This is a genomic window from Acidaminococcus massiliensis (assembly GCF_900095825.1).
Lineage (GTDB): Bacteria > Bacillota > Negativicutes > Acidaminococcales > Acidaminococcaceae > Acidaminococcus > Acidaminococcus massiliensis.
The window spans coordinates 913,730-932,818 of record NZ_LT608315.1 but is presented as its reverse complement, the minus strand read 5'-3'; the positions used below and the strand labels follow the sequence as shown (position 1 = coordinate 932,818).

The following is a 19,089-nucleotide window of genomic DNA, read 5'->3' as shown; positions in this document are numbered from 1 at the left end:
GCCCCCTTACAGATGCAGCACTCTGGATTTGATTTCTTTGGTTTTCCCCACATTCCAGAAGTTTTCTCCCAGATAACCGCAGGTCCGCCGGGTCACGTTCATCTTAGACTGATCCTTGTTGTGGCACTGGGGGCATTCCCATTCCAGATTGTCGTTGATCTGGATTTCTCCATCGAAGCCGCACACCTGACAGTAGTCGGATTTGGTGTTGAATTCCGCGTACTGGATGTTGTCGTAGATGAACCGGACCACATCTTCGATGGCGGTGGGGTTCTTCTTCATGTTGGGGATCTCTACATAGGAAATGCAGCCGCCGGAAGAAATAGGCTGGAACTGGGCTTCGAACTTGAATTTGCTGAAGGCATCGATGGGTTCCCGCACATCCACATGGTAAGAGTTGGTGTAATATCCCTTGTCGGTGATATCCTTGATGGTGCCGAACCGTTCCTTATCGATCCGGGCGAACCGGTAGCACAGGGATTCTGCCGGAGTCCCGTACAGGGCAAAGCCCAGGCCGGTCTTGGCCTTCCATTCATCGCAGGCCTGGCGCAGCCGCTTCATCACCCGCATGGCGAATTCTTCCCCTTCCGGAGTGGTGTGGCTGCAGCCTTTCATGGCCTTGGTGCATTCGTACAGACCGATGTACCCCAGGCTCAGGGTAGAATAGCCCCCTTCCAGCAGCTTGTCGATGGTTTCCCCTTTCTTCAGACGGGCAATGGCGCCGTTCTGCCAGTGGATGGGGCTTACATCGCTGCGGATTCCCTTCAGGGCATTGTGCCGGACCATGAGGGCTTCGTAGCACAGTTCCAGCCGTTCATCCAGCAGCTTCCAGAACTTCTCCTCGTCCCCTTTGGCCAGGATCCCGATCTGGGGCAGGTTCAGGGACACAACCCCCTGGTTGAACCGGCCTTCGAATTTGTAGTTGCCCTTTTCATCCTTCCAGGGAGACAGGAAGGACCGGCAGCCCATGGGGGAGAACACGTTCCCCTGGTAGATTTCCCGCATTTTCTTGGCAGAAATGTAGTCCGGATACATCCGTTTGATGGAGCACTGGACCGCCAGTTTGGTCAGGTAGTCATATTTTCCGCCCTTCAGGCAGTTGAATTCATCCAGCACATAGACCAGTTTGGGGAAGGCCGGGGTCACATAGACGCCCACTTCGTTTTTGATGCCTTCCAGCCGCTGCCGGAGGATTTCTGCAATAATCTGGGCATTTTCTTCGATGTATTCGTCATTGGGGTCCAGGTGCAGGAACAAGGTCACAAAGGGAGACTGTCCGTTGGTGGTCATCAGGGTGTTGATCTGATACTGGATGGTCTGGACGCCGCTGGCCAGTTCGTCCTTCATCCGGCTGTCCAGGATGGCTTCCATTTCCTCTTCCGGCAACTGGCCATGGGTGGTTTCGATCAGGCGTTTGCGGAATTTTTCCCGGCTCCGGCGGAGGTATTTGCCCAGGTGGGACACGTCCACGGACTGACCGCCGTACTGGGCGGAAGCCACGGAAGCGATGATCTGGGTCATGACGGTGCAGGCCACCTGGAAGCTCTTGGGGCTTTCGATCAGCTTGCCATGCATTACCGTTCCGTTGTCCAGCATGTCGCCCAGGTTCACCAGGCAGCAGTTGAACATGGGCTGGATAAAGTAATCCGCATCATGGAAGTGGATTTCTCCCAGGTCATGGGCCTTGGAGATTTTCTCCGGCAGCACCACTCGGCGGGTCAGGTCACGGGAGACTTCCCCGGCGATCAGGTCACGCTGGGTGGACACCATGACGGCGTTCTTGTTGGAGTTCTCTTCCATTACATCCTTGTTCTTATTGCTGATCAGGCTCAGGATGGAATCGTCAGTGGTGTTGGCCTTCCGGACCAGGGCCCGGTTGTACCGATAAATGATATAAGCCTTGGCCAATTCATAACGGCCCCGGACCATGATCTGCTTTTCCACCATGTCCTGGATATCTTCCACCAGGAGTCTCTTTTTGTTTTTATGTTCTACGAAAGAGGCAATCTCCTCGATATCTTCCTGTCCCAGCCGTTCCTTTTCTTCCACTGCTTTGTTGGCTTTGGATATGGCTGTAACAATTTTATTCCGGTCAAATGCGACCGTTGAACCGTCCCGTTTGATAACCTTCATGGCTGTTCCTCCCCCTGGGTTCCTTATACATATTATCTTCTAAGAATAACTATCGATATTATACGACAAAAGAAGCAACTGTACAAATGATTTTTTCAGTTCTCTCTCTTCGCTGATAGTAATGATACACCAAAAAATGGATTTCGGCAACCTATATATAGTGTGTATATTCCTTATATTGACGAGAAAAACACAATAGATAGTATGTTCTTTCAAGAAATACGCCCGTTACGTTTTCCGTTGAAAAATGCCGTTCTGTTTTCTCTCATTTTTTCTTCTCCCAAAAAAACAGATGGCGGAATCAGCTTTTCCACCATCTGTTACAGATTTTCAGTTTACAGTGAAACCAGGTAACACTCGCACAGTTACTTTTCTTCCGCCGCCAGACGATCCCGGAATTCCTTCTGGATGGAAGCCAATTCTGCCGGATCATCGATCAGTTCCAGGACCGTATCCGCCAGGATCTTGGCGCCGAATACCACAGCCCGATGGGCCTCCTGGCTTTTCCCGGCAGCAATGAATTCGGGGGAATGGGAGCTGGTCCCATCCGGTACGAAGGCCACCCGGATGCAGGAACCAGGTACCCGGTGCATCACATTGGCAAAGTCCGTGGACCCGGTGCGCTGCCGGGGCGGCTGGCAGTTAGGGGCCTGGAGCTCCCGGGCATATTTCATCAGCACATCGTTCAGCTGGAGATTGGGGATCTTGTTATCCAGGATCTTCCCTACCTTGGCTTCCACCGTGGTCTCCGTCATCATGGCCGCGCCCTGGAAGATTTTCTCCAGACGGACCATCAGCTCTTTCACCGCTTTCACCGTATTGGCACGGACCATCACCTGGGCTTTGGTCAGGCTGGGCACCACATTGGCCGCCGTTCCTCCTCCATCGGTGATGTTGTAATGGAGCCGTACATCATCGGTCACATGTTCCCGCAGGCACTCCATCCCATGGAAAGCCAGGCACATGGCATCCAGGCTGCTCCGGCCGGCTTCCGGCTTCAGGGCGGCATGGGCGGCCTTGCCGTGATAGATCAGGTCATATTCGGCATTGGCCAGGCATTTGATATCCGTCTGGGTAGCCGGTCCCCCGTGCATCATCAGGGCTACATCCAGTTCTTCGAAAGTACAGCCATTCTGGATCATGATGTATTTGCCGCTGATGTTCTCTTCGCCGGGAGTCCCGTAGACCGTCAGGGTAAAAGGCCGGGTTCCGGCGGCTTTCTGGATGGCCACGGCAGCCCCCAGGATCCCCGGTCCCTGCATTTGATGGCCGCATCCATGGCCCATGCCCGGCAGGGCATCATATTCACACAGGAGCCCCATATTGGGTCCCCCTTCCCCGTTTTTCCATACAGCCCGGAAGGCCGTTTCAAGGCCCCCCACCCCACGGGTCACGGCAAAGCCGTGGGACTCCAGATAGTCCGTCAGCAGTTTGCTGGCAAAGACTTCATGGGGGCCGATTTCCGGATGGTCGAAAATGGTATCCGCCATCTTCGTCAGTTCGGGAGCCTGTTCATCCACACAGGCATTGGCCTGAGCAATTTGCTGTTCCAGCATATTTCATCCTCCTCTGATTCTCTACACTCTTTACTCTTTACTCTGCACTCTTCATGCTGCACTCTCACCGTCACATGGGTCCCAGATGGATCAGTTGGGCGATGAAAGCCATCACACAGCCGGTGATCTGCCAGATGACGAACAATTTCCACATAAAGCGCATCCACCGGTCATAGGGGATATTGGTGACGCTCAAGGTCCCCATGAGAGCCGTGGATGTAGGCAGGATATAGTTACAGAAACCATCCCCGAAGTTAAAGGCCAGGACGGTGGTCTGCCGGGTGACCCCCAGCACGTCCGCCAGAGGGATCAGGATGGGCATGACGGCCACAGCCTGCCCGCTGCCGGAAGTCAGGAACACATTGATGATGGTGTTGGCCAGGACCATACCAGGAGCAATCACCACCGGCGGCAGTCCGCTAAGGATTTCCGCCATGCTGTGCACAATGGTATAGGTGATGTGGCCGTCATTCATGACACTGCTGATGGCCGTCGCCATGCCGATGATAAAGGTAGCCCCCAGCATCTTCTTGCTGCCTTCCAGGATGTCCTTGCAGACCCCGTTGGGGCTGGTCCCGATCACCAAGTCTGCAATCACCGCATAGGTCAGGAAAATGGCTGCCATATGGCTCATGCCCCATTTCAGGGCAATGGCACCATAGATGATGGCTGCAAAGGAAATGATCAGGAGCACCAGGGGGATGAGCATCCGCCCAGTCAGGTGGCTGGCTTTTTCTAGGTCCATACCAGCGGAATTGTCTTTCATCAACTGGTCCAGATCATACATGGGACTGCTTTCCGGATTTTTCTGCACTTTTTTGGCGTACCGGATCAGATAGATATTGGTCACGATATAGAACACCACAAAACACACCGCCCGGTACCACAGTCCGGAATAAGTGGGCAGCTCTGCAATGCTCTGGGCCACCACCGTGGTGAACATGTTGAAAGTCCCGGTGGAAAAGCCGATGGCCCCGCCCAGGACCATGATGGCTTCCCCAGTCAAGGAATCCAGCCCCATGGCCATGGCCAGCATCACCATCACTGGTGCAAAGGGAATGAAGGTATTCACGCCTTGGGTAGTACAGATCAGGCCGAAGATCAGGGTCAGCACCGGGATGAAGATTTCCAGCCGGTTGGAGAATTTCCGGGCTCCTTTGGCCAGGATAGCCTGGAGAGCGCCGGTTTTGGTCACCACGTGGAAGGCCGCCCCGGCCATGAAGATCACCATCATCAGGTCGATCCGCTTGCTGAAGGATTTGATGATGTAAAGGGGCACCAGCAGCGGATTCACCCCGGAATTCTGGATATAGCGGAAAGTGGAAGGATTGACCACCTTCCTGCCTGCCGCATTCTTGACGAAATCATAGGTCCCGGCAGGGACCACCCAGGTCAGCAGCACCCCCACCAGGATCATGATGAAGATGATGATGAAGGTATGGGGGAATTCCATCTTTTTGACCGGCTGCAGCGCCGTTTTCTTCTGTTCCATGCGATCAGTCCTTCCTTTCAGTCCAACGGCCAGCTTCCATGAACATCCGGGTCAGCAGATACATCCGAGGAATCACGCTGCTGACCGAAGCGCATTCCTGGGGCGTATGGTTCTTGCCCCCCTTGACGGCTCCGAAGCAGTCCACGGCTACGGCACCTGCAGCGGCAGCCCAGTTGGCATCAGAAGCACCGCCTACGGACCGGACCACCAGTTTCCGGCCCAATTCTCCATAGATTTCCTGGGCCAATTGGATCAGCCGGTCCGTCCCCGGATTGGGGGAAAAGGGCGGATTGCCTTCCTGCAGGACCACTTTTACTTCCGTTCCTGGAATAGAGGGCTGCGCAGCCAAAGCTTCTGCAGCCTTCCGGACCCGTTGGATCTCCCGGCTGTCCGTCACCCGAAGGTCTGCTGCCGCAGAAGCATGGGCCGGTATGATATTTTCCCGTTCCCCAGCCTGGAGCAGGGTAAAATTCAAAGTCGTCCCCCGATCCGGTGCTTCCAGCTTCTTCATCTGCTGGATCTGGTACAGGATTTCCATCAGGGCACTGGCGCCTTTTTCCGGAGCATTGCCGGAATGGGAGGCAATGCCCTTGACTTCCAATTTCAGCAAATTAGACCCTTTCCGGGAACGGACCAGACCGTCCCCTTCCTGTCCGGATTCGCAGCAGAGGTAGCAGTCATGCTGGGGAGCCAGCCGGGCGATCAGCTTCCGGCTGCTGGGAGAAGCGATTTCTTCATCCCCGTTGAACAGCAGGGTGATCTGTTCAAAATCCTCAAAATGGAGATCCCGCAGCTGCTTCATAGCGAACAGCATCATGTTGACGCCGCTTTTGCAGTCAGCTACCCCCGGCCCTTTGGCCCAGTCCCCTTCGATCCGGAAAGGCCGTTCCGCCACGGTCCCTTCCGGGAACACGGTATCCAGATGGGCACTGGCCATCACTTTCCCCTTGCCTTTTCCCTTGAAAACGGCCAGCAGATGGCAGCCTTCCTGGGGATCCTCCATGGGGATCTTTTCCAGGGAAAAAGGCTGCAGCGGTTCCAATTCCTTCCACAAAAGGTCCGCCACCTGATTGATGCTCTTTCCATTCCGGGATCCACAGTCCACATTGACCAGTTTCTCCCAATTGGCGATGTACGCGGGAAGCGCTTTTTCACAAGCCTGATATAATTTTTCGTTTTTCATGATACTCCCCCATTCAAAGCCGGGTCATACCCGCTCTCTTGGGATTATTGTAAAATATACCGATCATTCATTCCAATTGTATTCTTTCATGTTCTGATAAATTTTTTCAATCAAGGAAAGTTTCCAAAGGATTTCAAGGAAGCAAATGTTATAATAGGTACAAACTGGGAAAATGGATCAGGGGGTGGAATCATGAGCTTGAATTTTAAACAGCTGCGCTATCTCTGCGCACTGGCGGATACGGGCAATTACCATACGGCTGCCCAAAAACTGTTCGTTACCCAGCCCACCCTCAGCATCGCCATCAAAAATCTGGAAACTTCTCTGGGCACCGTGCTCTTTGTCCGTACGGCCCGGGAAGTAGTCCCTACGGAAGCCGGAAAGATCGTCATCGCCTATGCCCGCCGGATCCTGGAATTGGATCAGGAAATGTATCAGAAGCTGGGCCAGCTCTGCCAGCCTTCCAAACAGGAACTGCGGATCGGTACGTATCTCATCCTGTATGCCCTGCTGATGCCCACCCTGATCACCGAGTTCCACCAGCTCCACCCGGAAATCAACCTGGCGACACTCCACTGCCACTATGCGGCCCTGGAAAAGGCCCTGCTGAAAAACAACCTGGATCTGATCCTCTGCGTCCAGGAAGAACCCAATCCCCTCCTGGACAATATCCAGCTGAAAAAAGAGCATCTGCTGGCAGCCCTCCCCCCCGATCATCCAGCCTGTCAGAAAGCCAGGCTGCTTCCGGATCTTCCCTTCCCCTATCTGGACATCCGGGAGCTGAACGGTGACAACTTCTATATCCAGTATCCCCACCAGCAGATCCGCTGGCAGGAAAACAAATTATGGGAGATCCGAGGCTTCCAGCCGGGGCGGATCAAGGAAACCGACAGCATCGATCTTTCCGTCCGCCTGGCTTCGGAAGGCCTGGGAGTCGCCTTCACCATGGAATCCTATCTCAAGGCCCTCCATGTCCAGAAACCCATCCGTTATTTCATCACAGGAGACCTAAAGACCTGTCCCTGGCTGACCATCTGCGTCCCCCGGGGCCATTCCCGGCTCCCGGTGATCCGTGACTGTATCCGCCTGCTGAAAAAAGAAATACAGACCCTGTGCTGATTTTGCTCAGCCGGGTCTGTATTTTTATCCGATTCCACAGCGCCGGGCTTCTGCCCGAAGTTTCTCCCGAAAAGCAGGATGGGCTATAGCAATCAGTTCTTTGACACGTTCTTTAATGGAAGTACCCCGCAGCCAGGCGACCCCGTATTCCGTCACCACATAGTCGATTTCATTCCGAGAGGTGGAAACGATGGTCCCGGGCCGGAAATAGGGAACGACTTTGGATTTCAGGACCTTTTCCCCCTGGGCATTCCGGATGGAATAGACCGAATGGAGGGCCAGGATGGATTTCCCACCTGGGGAAAGCTGAGCCCCCTGGACCGTTTCTGTCTGGGCCCCGGTTGCAGAAAACTGGGTAAAGCCCATGGTTTCAGCGGCACACTGGCCGGTGAGATCGATTTCCAGCCCCGTATTCAAGGATACCATGTTCCGATTCCGGGCGATGATCTTCGGTTCGTTGGCAAAGGTACCCCGACGGAACACCACCCCTGGGTTATCATCCAGGAAATCATAGAGTTCCTGAGACCCGTTGGCAAAGGCACAGAGGGAAACCCCTTCCAGGAATCCTTTCCGGCTGTTATCCACGGCTCCGCACCGGACCAGATCCATCAGGCTGTCGCTGAACAGGCCGGTATGGATGCCCAGATGGTTCCGATCCTTCAAGGCTTCCGCCACAGCGCTGGGGATATGTCCCACCCCCAGCTGGAGGGTGGATCCGTCCGGGATCAATTCTGCTACGTGGGCCGCGATTTTCCGATCCAGGTCATCCATGCCGGGCAGGGGAGAAACCGGTGCTCTCCGGTCCGTTTCCACAAAGGCAGCCACCTGGGAAATGGGCAGCAGGGTATCTCCCCAGGTCCGGGGAAAATGGGGGCTCACTTCCAGCAGCACCAGAGCTCCCCGATCGATGATATCCCGTTCGAAGAGCGCACTGAGGGAAAGGGAAAAATAACCGTGGGAATCCATGGGAGAAGCAGAAGCCAGCAATACTGGACGCCGATGCAGGGCCGCCGCCCGTTGGAGGGTCTTCCGGACCAGGCTGGTGGACCCGGCAGGCAAAAAGCTGCACAGCCCTTCGGCATGGGCTTTCCGAGTGGGCGCGCTGAAGAACCAGGAAACATGTTCCAGTGTCTCCCCCATGGCCGGATCATGGTACCAGGGCAGATCCGCCATGGGCATACAGGAGTTATAAGTGATGCCCTTCCTGCCCCACTTTCTCAGTAAAGGCATCTGCTCCAGCAGGCTCACCGGCTCCGCCATAGCCTGGGCCGACAGGACATAATCCCCATCCTGGATGGCTTGCAGGACTTCTCCCGCACTGTTTTTCTTTTTTTGGTTGTATTCCTCAGAAAGACTCATAGGGATATATCTCCTTCGTTTTTTCCATTATACCAAAAAAGAGGCTGCTGCCTAAGCAACAGCCTCTTTGGCAATTCTCTTACAGGCTTTCTGCGAAAGCTTCCAGAGCGGTCTGGGCTTGCCCGAAGTCGCGGGTCATTTGGTCCACACCGATCTTTACATGAGGGATGTGATGGGCATCCAGGGCCTTCTTCAGGTCAGGATATTCCATTTCTTCCGGATCGCAGAATTGCATCATGAAGACGATCAGGCCTTCTGCACCGCTTTCCTTGACCAGGTCGCAGACATGTTCTGCTCTGGCGTTCTTAGCGAAGTCAGGGTCATACAGCAGAACATCGTTCTTCTGTTTGGAGAACTGTACAGCCAGGGCCTGCAGGCCGTTATCCAGATCTTCCGGAGCATCTACGGCAAAGCTGCGGCTTTCATAAGCGCAGTCATCGGCGGCAACAGCCAGTTTGTTGTCATCCATGGCTTTCAGGATGCCGGGCATGTTGTAGATGATACCGGAAACCACCACTTTGTGGCCATCGAACTTGCCAGCAGGAGCAGCAGCCAGTTCTTTGTTCAGTTCTTCCAGTTTGGCCGTGTATTCATCCTTCAGCATGAAGTAAGCAGCACGCAGGATGGCAGCACGGGTGGAAGCGGAAATCAGGTCAGGATGTGCATTGGCCAGTTTGCAGAATTCACGGCGGGCAGCACGGCTCTTGTTGTACACTTTGATGGCATCCAGGATGGCATCATTGGTGATTTCATGGCCGCAGATTTCTTCCAGATGGCCTTTTACTTCACTGTAGGCATCATAGGTGAACTGCTTGCCGGCAGCGTTCTGACGGACTTGGGGATGAGCCAGGAAAATAACAGGCATCTTGTCTTTCATGGCAACTTTGAAGTTCTGGCTCATGGGACGCAGGGTATCGCACAGTACCGGAGTGATGATCCCGTCCAGACCGTCCAGGGTGCCGTCCAGGAGCATTTCCAGGGACAGCTGGGCAACGGTGCAGTAGAAGGAAGCACAGTATTCTTTGGAACGGACTTCCTGTTTGCCGTTGCAGCCCCATACGCCCATGGGAACCATGCCTGCTGCATAGACCAGTTCTTCCGGAACATAGTAAGGCAGGCAGCCGATGGCTTTTTTGCCCTGGGCTTTATATTTGGCCAGCATGGTCTTTGGGCTGGCAGATACTTGTTTGAACTCTTCAATAAGTGCACTGATAGCCATTGTTATTTCCCCTTCTTTTCATCATTTGCTTCCATGGCTTCGACCAAGCCTTGAACACGGGTCTCATATTGAGCCGCGTTGAAGTTTCTCGGGTCAGCCTGGTCACCGTCGAATCCAGCAGTGGGGATACCCATGTCTTTGGTGAAACGACGCTGCATTTCAGGCATGTAGCCGCTCCAAGGTTTGCAGGACCGGTTGTAATGGACCAGGACTCCATCCACTTTGTTGTCGCGGATCAAGCCTTCACGCCAGGCAACGCCCTGTTCGATGCTGACAGAGTTCGGTGCCTTGCAATAGGCTTTGACCAGTTCGTCCAAGTTGTTGTAGACGAACCCGAAAGCAGGAGCATACACAACGCCGGTGATGTTCAGGCCGTTGGCTTTCAGCGGTTTGAACAGGTTCGGCAGTTTCGGCCAGCAAGGAATCCCTTCGAACATGATACGATGCTGTTCTTTGAAGGGAGCGGTGGAAGTGCCTTCCTTCACATGCTGTTCCAGTTCCTTGGCCAGCAGTTCGAAAGCCTCAGCAGCTTCTACACGGCCACGGGCGGTAACCACGTCAGCCATATGGTTGAACAGGTCGAACCCATTGAAAGGAGCCGGTTTGTACTGCAGGAAGTCGCAGACTTTCAGCCATGCTTTTGCGGTACGGTTGGCGTTCTGGCAGCACTGTTCGAATTTGTCTTCATCGAACTTCTTGCCGGAAATTTCTTCCATTTGACGGATGGCCGTATCCAGCTGGGACCGGATATATTTTACGTTGGCTTCGTTCACATGGTCGAATTCGTTGTAGGGAACGTCGATCATGATCAGGGGAATGTTATGCCGACGGGCGATGTCTTCATACCATTTGGTCATGCAGTTGCAGATGTTGTTGCAGCACAGCACGAAGTCCGGCATGGGCATGGTCATCTGACGGTATTTATGCAGAGCGTTCTGGCGGCGGGTCTTTTCTTCCCCTTCCGGCAGAGCTTCGATTTCAAAGATATTATCCGTGGTAGCATAGGGTTTCAGGGTCTTCGGATCGATGACCGGTTTCCCGTTTTCATCGAACATCTTCTTGCCGTTGGCATCCTTCATCTGTTTCCCGCTGTTGGGGTTGATGATGTAGTTGCCGTCTTTATCCATCTTGTTGGCACCCCGGAAGCCGGCTGCATAAGCCAGGGAGATACGGGCATACCCACAGATATCGTTATCATAGCCAATGTCTTCAGCAGCTTGGCACATCACTTCGCCGTCACGGTTGGCTGCGATACCGGCAGCCTGGTTTTCCGGATACCCTACATGCAGACCGAAAGATTCAGCCAGTTCGCAAGGGAATTTGGAAGAAGACCAGCCTACTTTTTCTCCTCTTTCTTTTGCTTCCCGCAGTTCTCTGTAAACCTTTTCAACTACATCTCTCAATGCCTGAACGCCAGGGCTTACTGTCTTTGGCATAATGATCCTTCCTTCTTTACAATGATTACAACCTTATTTTACCGCTTTTTTGTAAGCGTACAGAGCGGCACCCAGGGCACCGTTGTACTGAGCCAGAGGAGAAGTCTTGATTTCCACACCCAAGCCTTCTTCCAGAGCCTCTCTCACGCCATAGTTCTGGGCCACACCGCCCGTCATGACAACGTCCTTCACAACCCCCACCCGGTTGGCAAGGCCAATGACACGGCTGGCGACCGAACGATGGATCCCGGCAATGATGTCGATCTTATCGGTCCCTTTGGACAGCTGACTGATGACTTCACTTTCCGCAAATACGGTACAGGTGGAGCTGATGGCTACCCGTTTGGTGGATTTGGCTCCCAGATCTGCCAGGTCGGAGACCTTGACTTCCAGGATATTGGCCATGACGTCCAGGAAACGGCCGGTACCGGCAGCGCATTTATCGTTCATCTGGAAATTGGTCATGGTCCCGTTTTCCACATGGATGACCTTGACATCCTGGCCGCCGATATCGATGACCGTATGGACGTTGGGCCAGATGAAGCTGGCACCCATGGCATGGCAGCTCAATTCGCTCATCTGCTTGTCGGCAATGCCTTCCAGAGAATTGCGGCCGTAGCCGGTAGCCAGGGTATAAGCCATGTCTTCTTTTTTCATATGGGCATTTTCCAGGACTTCCGCAATAGAACGTGCAGGACCGGAAGTTCCGGTCCCCACGTCTACCAAGGATTTTGCCACGATGTCTTTTCCATCTTTCAGGATAATGCACTTGGATGCAGTCGATCCAACATCGATTCCCAAGGTATAGATACTCATTAAAACAGTTCCTCCGTAAGGATTATTTCTTTACGAAAGTCTCGAACTCTCTGATGGCACGAGGCAGCATCATTTGATGGAACGGGCAGATGCTTTCCGGATTCTGATAAGCAGCTTCCGCAAAAGCTTCAACATAGCCGCGGATCTTGTTCATGTCGACGACTTCGTCCACCAGACCCAGTTCGGCGCAGACTTTCGGACGAGATTTGGTATAGAAAGCCTGGATCAGATTGTTCATCTTATCGATGGTCGGCTGCAGATCCTTGCCGGCTTTCCGGTCTTTGGCCAGTCTCCGAGAGTACATGGCCGTAGCAGCGGTTTCACCGTTCATCACGGCGATTTCCGTAGCAGCCGTACCGATGGAGAAGGCATTGGTGTCATTGCCCTGAGGTCCGCCCAGTACGTAATGGGCAGCAGCCGTACCTTTTCTCAGGGTGATTTCGAATTGAGGGATGTGGGAAGTCTGGATGGAGTAGATCAGGGACTGGCCCAGACCCAGCAGTTCAGCCTTTTCCGCATCGTTGCCCACATCGATCCCGGTGGTATCCTGGATCCAGACGATGGGCAGACGGTCTCTGGCGCAGAGGGTGACGAATTCGTTCATCTTCACCAAGCCCTGGCGGTACAGTTTGCCGCCGATCCCCACGGAGCCTGCAGCCTTGTATTCAGGGTAGTTCATCAGAAGACCCTGTACGTTGGCTACGACGCCCACCAGGAGGCCGTTGACTTTGGCCAGGCCAGTGACCATTTCAGGGCCATAGCCCTTCTTATATTCACGGAGCTCACTGTTATCGAACAGACGGCCGATCACATTGTAGATGTCATACGCACGTTTGTCGTTCAGGGGCACCATGCTGTACAGGTCGTCAGCCGGGAAAGCCGGTGCCTTTGGATCATCCACACGGAAGAATTCAGGATCATATTTCGGCAGCATGCCCACATACTTCTTGATGCCTTCCAGGACGCCTTCTTCGGAAGCATAGACTTCACGGATGAAACCGGTTTCGGTGTAATGGATATCGACAGCTCCCGGAGGTTCGGTCTTGCCGGTACGGTCCACCATGTCGGCGATTTCATTGGCATATTCCATGTCCACATGGCCTTTGGGGTTCATGCCGCCCATGATGCCGGCACCGCCCACAGCCATATTGGCTTTTTCATGGGCAATGATGACCGTAGGGCTGATGGAATGGTAACCGCCGCCGGCAGGGTTGGTGCCGTAGATCCCGACGATGACAGGGATGCCCAGCTGGTTCAGTTCAGCGTTCCGGAAGAAAGGCGTACCGCCGCCGCGGCGGTTGGGATATACCTTTTCCTGTTCGTCGAACTTAACGCCGGAGCAGTTCAGCACATACACCAGAGGGATGTGCAGCGTCTTGGCAGTGTCGGAAGCCCGCAGCAGGCATTCGGCCTGGCCAGGCACCCAGGCACCGGCCAGCTTCTTGTTATCGGAAGCCACCACCAGGCACCATTTGCCATTGACACGGCCCAAGCCCTTGACGATGGCCACAGAACCGTTCTTGTTGCCCTGAGGATTGAACAGGGTGTTCAGCGGTCTCCAGGAGCCCGGTTCCACCAATTTTTCGATTCTCTGGAGAGCCGTCAATTCGCCTCTTTTGTTCACATCAGCATCGGCTTTCCCAGCTTCCTGGGCAGCCTTGATCAGCTGATGGATCTCTTCTTCAATCTTTTTCAGCTGTTCCTCATTGGCAGCGTCCACCTTTTTCAGGGGTTTGCCTACCTGAGGCATATGCTGGAAATATCTAGGCATAGAGTAGAAACCCATTTAAATTATTCCTCCCGAATGTCTTATTTTGCTTCCGTCGGGACCTGGATGAAGGCTTGGCCCGGATCGATTTCTTCACGGATCAGTTTGATGACTTCAGGATCCGGAGCTTCCAGTTCCACAGCCTTGGATACATCCAGGTCGAACCCGGTGTTTTCCAGCACATCTTCCGGAGAAGAAGTGGGATAGTAGGCAGCCAGATACATCCGTTTGGTCTTTTCGTCGAATTTCAGGATCCCTTTGTCGGTTACTACCAGCTGAGGTCCAACATCGCCGGGCAGACCCAGTCTTTCACGTCCGCCAGGGCCGTCGATCCAGCCCGGGCTGGTCACGTAGTCGATTTTGTTCATGAATCTGCGTTTTTCATGCTGCATCATGATGATGGTGTTGGAATAGGTGGCAATACCGTTGGCACCGCCGGACCCGGTGAAACGGGTTTTCGGATGATGGTAGTCACCGATGGAGGTGGAGTTCACGTTGCCGTACGGGTCGATCTGGGCGCCGCCGATGAAAGCAATCAGGCGGTTGGCTTTGTGCAGGTATTCGTTGATTTCAAAACCTACGAACCGGACATTCGGCCAGATGCAGCCGCAGTGAGCCATGAACCGCAGGTCACCTACGGAACGGGGTACCTGGATAGGAGAGCAGTCCATCAGACCGCTTTCCACGATGATGTGGCAGTCAGGAGCATAGACTCTCTTGGCTACGCTGGCACCGATCAGGGGAAGACCGGTACCTACCGTTACAACTTGACCATTTTTGATCTGCTTGGCAATGGTCACAGCCTGCATTTCTTTATTGGTATAATTCGTGTAGTCAGCCATTGTTATTTGTCCTCCTTCGTCATGTCGATATGATAGCCCAGACCAGGAACAACCTTCAGATTGATCAGACGAGTGGCACCCAGTTTGTTCAGGTATTCGTCATGATCCTTCAGGTCGAACACCCATTCTTTGCAGAAGGCATCGAAGTCTTCCTGGGTCTTGGAGACCTTGTCATAGACTTTCAGGAACGGGTTATCATAGTCGTACAGGCCATAGCACTGAGAAGGATGAGCACCGTAAGGAGCCAGGACAACAGCATCTACGCACATGCCGGGGATGTCGTTCTTCGTGGGATCTCTTCTGATTTCTTCATCACTGATGATTTCTTCGCAGGTGACGATGGTATATTTGGCGGCTTCAGCAATATCCACATCCTGGAATTTGCCGCCCCAGATGCGAACGGTGCCATCCGGAGAAGCCTGCTGTGCATGGATGATGGCTACATCGATCTGCGGAACAGGTACAGCCACTACTTTTTCACCCGGTTTGAAGGGGTTGTCGATATATTTGAACTTGTCATCAGGTACTTTATCCAGGGTCTTGCGGACTTCCTTGCTGATGCCCCATTCATCGGTCAGGCCGGAGCCTTGCATCAGGGTTACAGGCAGGAAAGGCAGGCCCAGTGCAGCAGCATGCCACATCATGTAGATGACGTCCTGGGAATAATCTTCCATGGTGAGCTTGCCAGCTTCGAACCATTTTCTGAACCGTCTGGATACGTTGGTAACACCGGAGTTGGCGGTATAGCAGTTGATGTATGCTTTGACACGGCCGTTGCCGATCAGCATATCCCAGTCGCCGCCGGCAGCGCCGCCCAGGCCCGTCAAATCAGTGATACCCTGTCTCAGGATTTCAAACACAGCAGCATAAGGTTTACGGTCAGTCGTAAAACCACCCAGAGCAATGTGATCACCACTATGCACATATTTGGCGACTGCGTCTTTTAACGTCATTACTTTACTCAAAGCAAAAACCTCCTTAAGATCCACACTAGTTTCTGAAACCGCCGGAACCCGATTCTAAGAAAAAATCCATCCCCCTTTGTGATTATTTTTTACATTCGCATTCCGGCTGAACCTACTGTTTTCAGTGTACAGATTGATTATAGCACAAATAATTTTTTTTTTAAATCTCTCCCAGAAGTATTTGTTGATTTTTTTGCAAATATATAAAAATTCTAATAACTTATGAGAATTCTTCTCTTTTTTTAGCTTTTTTATATCATAATTTACACAAAAAAGAAGGTGTTCCTGAAGAAACACCTTCTTTTTTACGATTTATTCATTTCCGTTAACGCATATTTGACGTTTCAGCCAACGCCGGGCTGCCTCTGTCAGTTCTCCAGGATCGTTCCGGAGGGTACGGTCCTGGACCCTGTGGAGAAGGACCGGCATAAGATCCCGCAGCTGCCGGGGAGAAGCCCCTAGAGCCAGGGCATCCCGTCCGGAAAAATCCAGGTCAGAGGTATGGACCGGCATGAGGTAAGCCATCTTTACCAGGCGTTTTCCGTACATCTGGGCATGGATCACATCATTCTGCCCTGCATTGGTAGCGGCTACATCCGCTACACAGACAGCTGTCAGCTGCTTGAAGGCCTCGGCCATCTCCTTGTTGACCCGGAAATGGCCGCTGCGGGCTTCTTTCCGGAGCCAGCGCCAGGTCTTGTCATCTTCCTGGGCACTGATGAAGCCGAAGTGCATATGGTTCTGCACCAGCCAGGCTACCCGGTCCACGGTTTCTCGAGGGAGCCGGAGCCGCGCCAGGATCTTCCGGGCCAAGGACGCCCCCACCACTTCATGGCCATGGTCGCAGGGCTGGCCTTCCCGGTTGATGCCCCGGACCCCTTCCAGCCCCTTGGCTACATCGTGGAGCAGGATCCCCCACCCCACTTCCAGGCTCCTGTCCCCTTTATCCAGGGCGACCGCCGTGTGTTTCCACACATCATAAGGGTGGAACTGGGGATTCTGAGGCAGTCCCACCAGATGGCCCAATTCCGGCAGGATGGGCACCGTCTCGTACTTTCCCTTGTTCCGGACCCGACAGCTCTCCGCAGCCAGTCCGCTTTTCACCATCAGTTCCATGCCTTCTCCGGCGTATGTTCCCATGAGCAGCTTGTTCAGCTCCGTCCTCACCCGTTCCAGGGAAAGGCCCCTGACTTTTTCCAGATTGTGGCCGATGGCCGGCAAGATCCCTGCATCAGGGACAAACCCCAGCTGAGCCACGAATCGGCAGGCCCGGAACATCCGCAGGGCATCTTCTGAAAAACGCTGATCCGCATTTCCCACAGTCCGCAGGATCCCTCCCCGGAGGTCATCCAATCCATTGAAGCAGTCGGTGATATGCCCATACTGGTCCACGGCCAGGGCATTGATGGTAAAATCTCTCCGCCCCAGATCTTCTTCCAGGGTATCACAGTACCAGACCTGAGCCGGCCGATGGACATCTTCCTTGCCATACGTTTCGTTCCGATAGGCGGCCACTTCCACCCCGTGACGGTCCACCCGCAGGATCACCACACCAAAATTCTGGCCCAGTTCACTGACCACAGGGATCTTTGCTGCTGCAGCAGCCTCTTTGATTTCTTCCGGGCGGGCATTGGTCACCACATCATAATCATCCGGGACCCGTCCCAGCAGCATATCCCGTACGGCCCCTCCCACCACATAGGCTTCAAAGCCCTGGTCCAGAAGTACATCCATGACTTTTTTCACATAGGGAGGGATACTCAGTTTCATTCCCCTGCCTCCTCTCTGCTGGACGGCTCATGGTCCACTGCCAGAAGGGTGAATACGCCCATTTCCAGAGCCGGGTCGCTGGCCAGCTTCAGGCTGCAGTGGAATTCCTGTTCCATGTCCTGCAGACCCTGCTGCCGCAGCCAGCTATACACATGGGGATGGACCGTCAAAAGCAAGGAATGGCTCATATTCCCCTGGGCGAAGCTGCTCCGGAGCCGCCTGCGGATCTCCACATATACAGTTTCCGGAGATTCCACCCGTCCGCTGCCCCCGCATAGGGGACAAGTGGCATACAGGATGCTGGAAAGATTCTTCCGGGCTTTCATCCGGGTCATTTCCACCAGGTTCAGATGGGTCAAGTCGATGACCTTGGGCTTCATTTTATCCGAGGCGAATTCCCGCTTCAGGATCTGGAGGATTTCTGCCTGTTCCTCTTCCCGATCCATATCGATGAAATCGGCCACGATGATGCCCCCGATATCCCGCAGCCGCAGCTGCCGGGCGATTTCCCGGGCAGCTTCCCGGTTGGTGGCTAGGCTGGTAGCATCCCGGTCTGGCCCAGTGGAAAATTTTCCGCTGTTCACATCGATGACCGTCATGGCTTCCGTATAGTCAAAGACCAGATAGCCTCCGCCCGGGAGCCACACCACCCGGTCCGAAAGGCTTTCGATGTCCTTGTCCAGCCGATAGAACGAGAACAGATCCTCCCGCCCCCGGTACAGCTTTACCTGGATCTGGGGCAGTCCCATCTCCTGGAGCATCTCCTGGAGCCGCTGACAGGTCTTTTCATCATCCACGATGATCCGTTCCACCTTATCCGTCACATAATCCCGGACCAGACGGATGGCCAGGTCCAGTTCCCGGTACAGCAGTCCGGGTCCCCGGCCCACTTTGCTCCGGCGGAGCAGCACCTCCCAGTTGTGGAGCAGCTGTTCCAAGTCTGCCCGGATCTCGCTTTCCTCTGCATGGGCTGCCGCCGTCCGGAGCACCAGCCCCATATGATCCGGCAGCAAGGCTTCTGCCCATTCCCGCAGGACTTTCCGTTTGGTCTTGCAGCTGATTTTCCGGGAAAGGCTGACCCGGCTGCCATAAGGTTCCAGGACCACATATCGGCCCGGCAGGGTGATTTCCCGGGTCACCGCCGGTCCCTTGTTCCCCCGGGCATCCTTCACCACCTGGACCAGGAGCATCTGCCCTTCCCACAGTTTTTCTCCTTTTTTCAAAGTCAGGAAACCGTTCTTGCCGGTTCCCATATCTACAAAGGCCGCCTGGATCCCCGGCACCACATTGCTGACCCTGCCCCGGTACACATTGCCCACCAGATTGTCCGTACTGCGCCGTTCCACCGCATAGTCCCGGAGCTGGTCATCCTCCACGGTTCCCATGCGGGTTTCTTCCGGCCGTACACTTACATAGATCGTATTCATGGCG

At 54.1% G+C, this 19,089-nt stretch carries 14 protein-coding genes; 1 reads left to right on the top strand and 13 read right to left on the bottom strand.

The genetic code is table 11. The annotated features are described in order from the left end of the window. Positions 1-6 precede the first annotated feature (6 nt). The 4 genes from nrdD to BQ2657_RS04625 form a co-directional block, all read right to left on the bottom strand. On the bottom strand, positions 7-2,133 hold the full coding sequence (nrdD, locus tag BQ2657_RS04640; protein ID WP_075579585.1) for an anaerobic ribonucleoside-triphosphate reductase: 2,127 nt from the start codon (positions 2,131-2,133) through the stop codon (positions 7-9). A gap of 365 nt (positions 2,134-2,498) precedes the next feature. Further along, a complete protein-coding gene (locus tag BQ2657_RS04635) occupies positions 2,499-3,689 on the bottom strand; it encodes a M20 family metallopeptidase (protein WP_075579584.1) in 1,191 nt (396 codons plus the stop codon). A 70-nt stretch (positions 3,690-3,759) separates the two neighbouring features. Next, entirely contained in the window at positions 3,760-5,181 is a 1,422-nt protein-coding gene (locus tag BQ2657_RS04630; protein WP_075579583.1) for a YfcC family protein, read from the bottom strand. 4 nt (positions 5,182-5,185) lie between these two features. Continuing rightward, complete coding sequence (locus tag BQ2657_RS04625; RefSeq protein WP_075579582.1) at positions 5,186-6,364, bottom strand: glutamate carboxypeptidase; 1,179 nt, start codon at positions 6,362-6,364, stop codon at positions 5,186-5,188. Positions 6,365-6,556: 192 nt separating this feature from the next. On the opposite strand from BQ2657_RS04625, the gene BQ2657_RS04620 reads away from it, so the two are divergent. After that, positions 6,557-7,483, top strand: a complete 927-nt coding sequence (locus tag BQ2657_RS04620; RefSeq protein WP_075579581.1) for a LysR family transcriptional regulator — start codon at positions 6,557-6,559, stop codon at positions 7,481-7,483. Positions 7,484-7,507: 24 nt separating this feature from the next. On the opposite strand, the gene BQ2657_RS04615 is transcribed toward BQ2657_RS04620, so the two are convergent. The 9 genes from BQ2657_RS04615 to BQ2657_RS04575 all read right to left on the bottom strand — a co-directional run bounded on the left by BQ2657_RS04615 (position 7,508) and on the right by BQ2657_RS04575 (position 19,085). Then, positions 7,508-8,842 carry an acetyl-CoA hydrolase/transferase family protein gene (locus BQ2657_RS04615; protein WP_075579580.1) on the bottom strand — a complete coding sequence of 445 codons (1,335 nt, stop codon included), beginning with the start codon at positions 8,840-8,842 and terminating at the stop codon, positions 7,508-7,510. A 79-nt stretch (positions 8,843-8,921) separates the two neighbouring features. Further along, positions 8,922-10,061 carry a (R)-2-hydroxyglutaryl-CoA dehydratase subunit beta gene (gene hgdB, locus BQ2657_RS04610; RefSeq protein WP_075579579.1) on the bottom strand — a complete coding sequence of 380 codons (1,140 nt, stop codon included), beginning with the start codon at positions 10,059-10,061 and terminating at the stop codon, positions 8,922-8,924. 2 nt (positions 10,062-10,063) lie between these two features. After that, positions 10,064-11,497, bottom strand: coding sequence for a (R)-2-hydroxyglutaryl-CoA dehydratase subunit alpha (gene hgdA, locus BQ2657_RS04605; protein WP_075579578.1), 1,434 nt, complete (start codon positions 11,495-11,497; stop codon positions 10,064-10,066). Between the two features lie 33 nt (positions 11,498-11,530). Beyond that, positions 11,531-12,313: a (R)-2-hydroxyglutaryl-CoA dehydratase activase HgdC gene (gene hgdC / locus BQ2657_RS04600; protein ID WP_075579577.1), complete on the bottom strand. Its 783-nt coding sequence runs from the start codon at positions 12,311-12,313 to the stop codon at positions 11,531-11,533. Between the two features lie 22 nt (positions 12,314-12,335). After that, positions 12,336-14,099, bottom strand: coding sequence for a sodium ion-translocating glutaconyl-CoA decarboxylase subunit alpha (gene gcdA / locus BQ2657_RS04595; protein ID WP_075579576.1), 1,764 nt, complete (start codon positions 14,097-14,099; stop codon positions 12,336-12,338). 23 nt (positions 14,100-14,122) lie between these two features. Continuing rightward, entirely contained in the window at positions 14,123-14,923 is an 801-nt protein-coding gene (gctB, locus tag BQ2657_RS04590) for a glutaconate CoA-transferase subunit B (protein WP_075579575.1), read from the bottom strand. A 2-nt stretch (positions 14,924-14,925) separates the two neighbouring features. Next, the gene (gene gctA / locus BQ2657_RS04585; RefSeq protein WP_075579574.1) at positions 14,926-15,888 is read right to left on the bottom strand and encodes a glutaconate CoA-transferase subunit A; all 963 of its coding nucleotides are present in this window, start codon (positions 15,886-15,888) and stop codon (positions 14,926-14,928) included. A gap of 312 nt (positions 15,889-16,200) precedes the next feature. Next, positions 16,201-17,658, bottom strand: a complete 1,458-nt coding sequence (locus tag BQ2657_RS04580) for a CCA tRNA nucleotidyltransferase (protein WP_075579573.1) — start codon at positions 17,656-17,658, stop codon at positions 16,201-16,203. Then, positions 17,655-19,085: an Rne/Rng family ribonuclease gene (locus BQ2657_RS04575; protein WP_075579572.1), complete on the bottom strand. Its 1,431-nt coding sequence runs from the start codon at positions 19,083-19,085 to the stop codon at positions 17,655-17,657. Before BQ2657_RS04575 ends, BQ2657_RS04580 begins: the two co-directional genes overlap by 4 nt. Between the last annotated feature and the right edge of the window lie 4 nt (positions 19,086-19,089).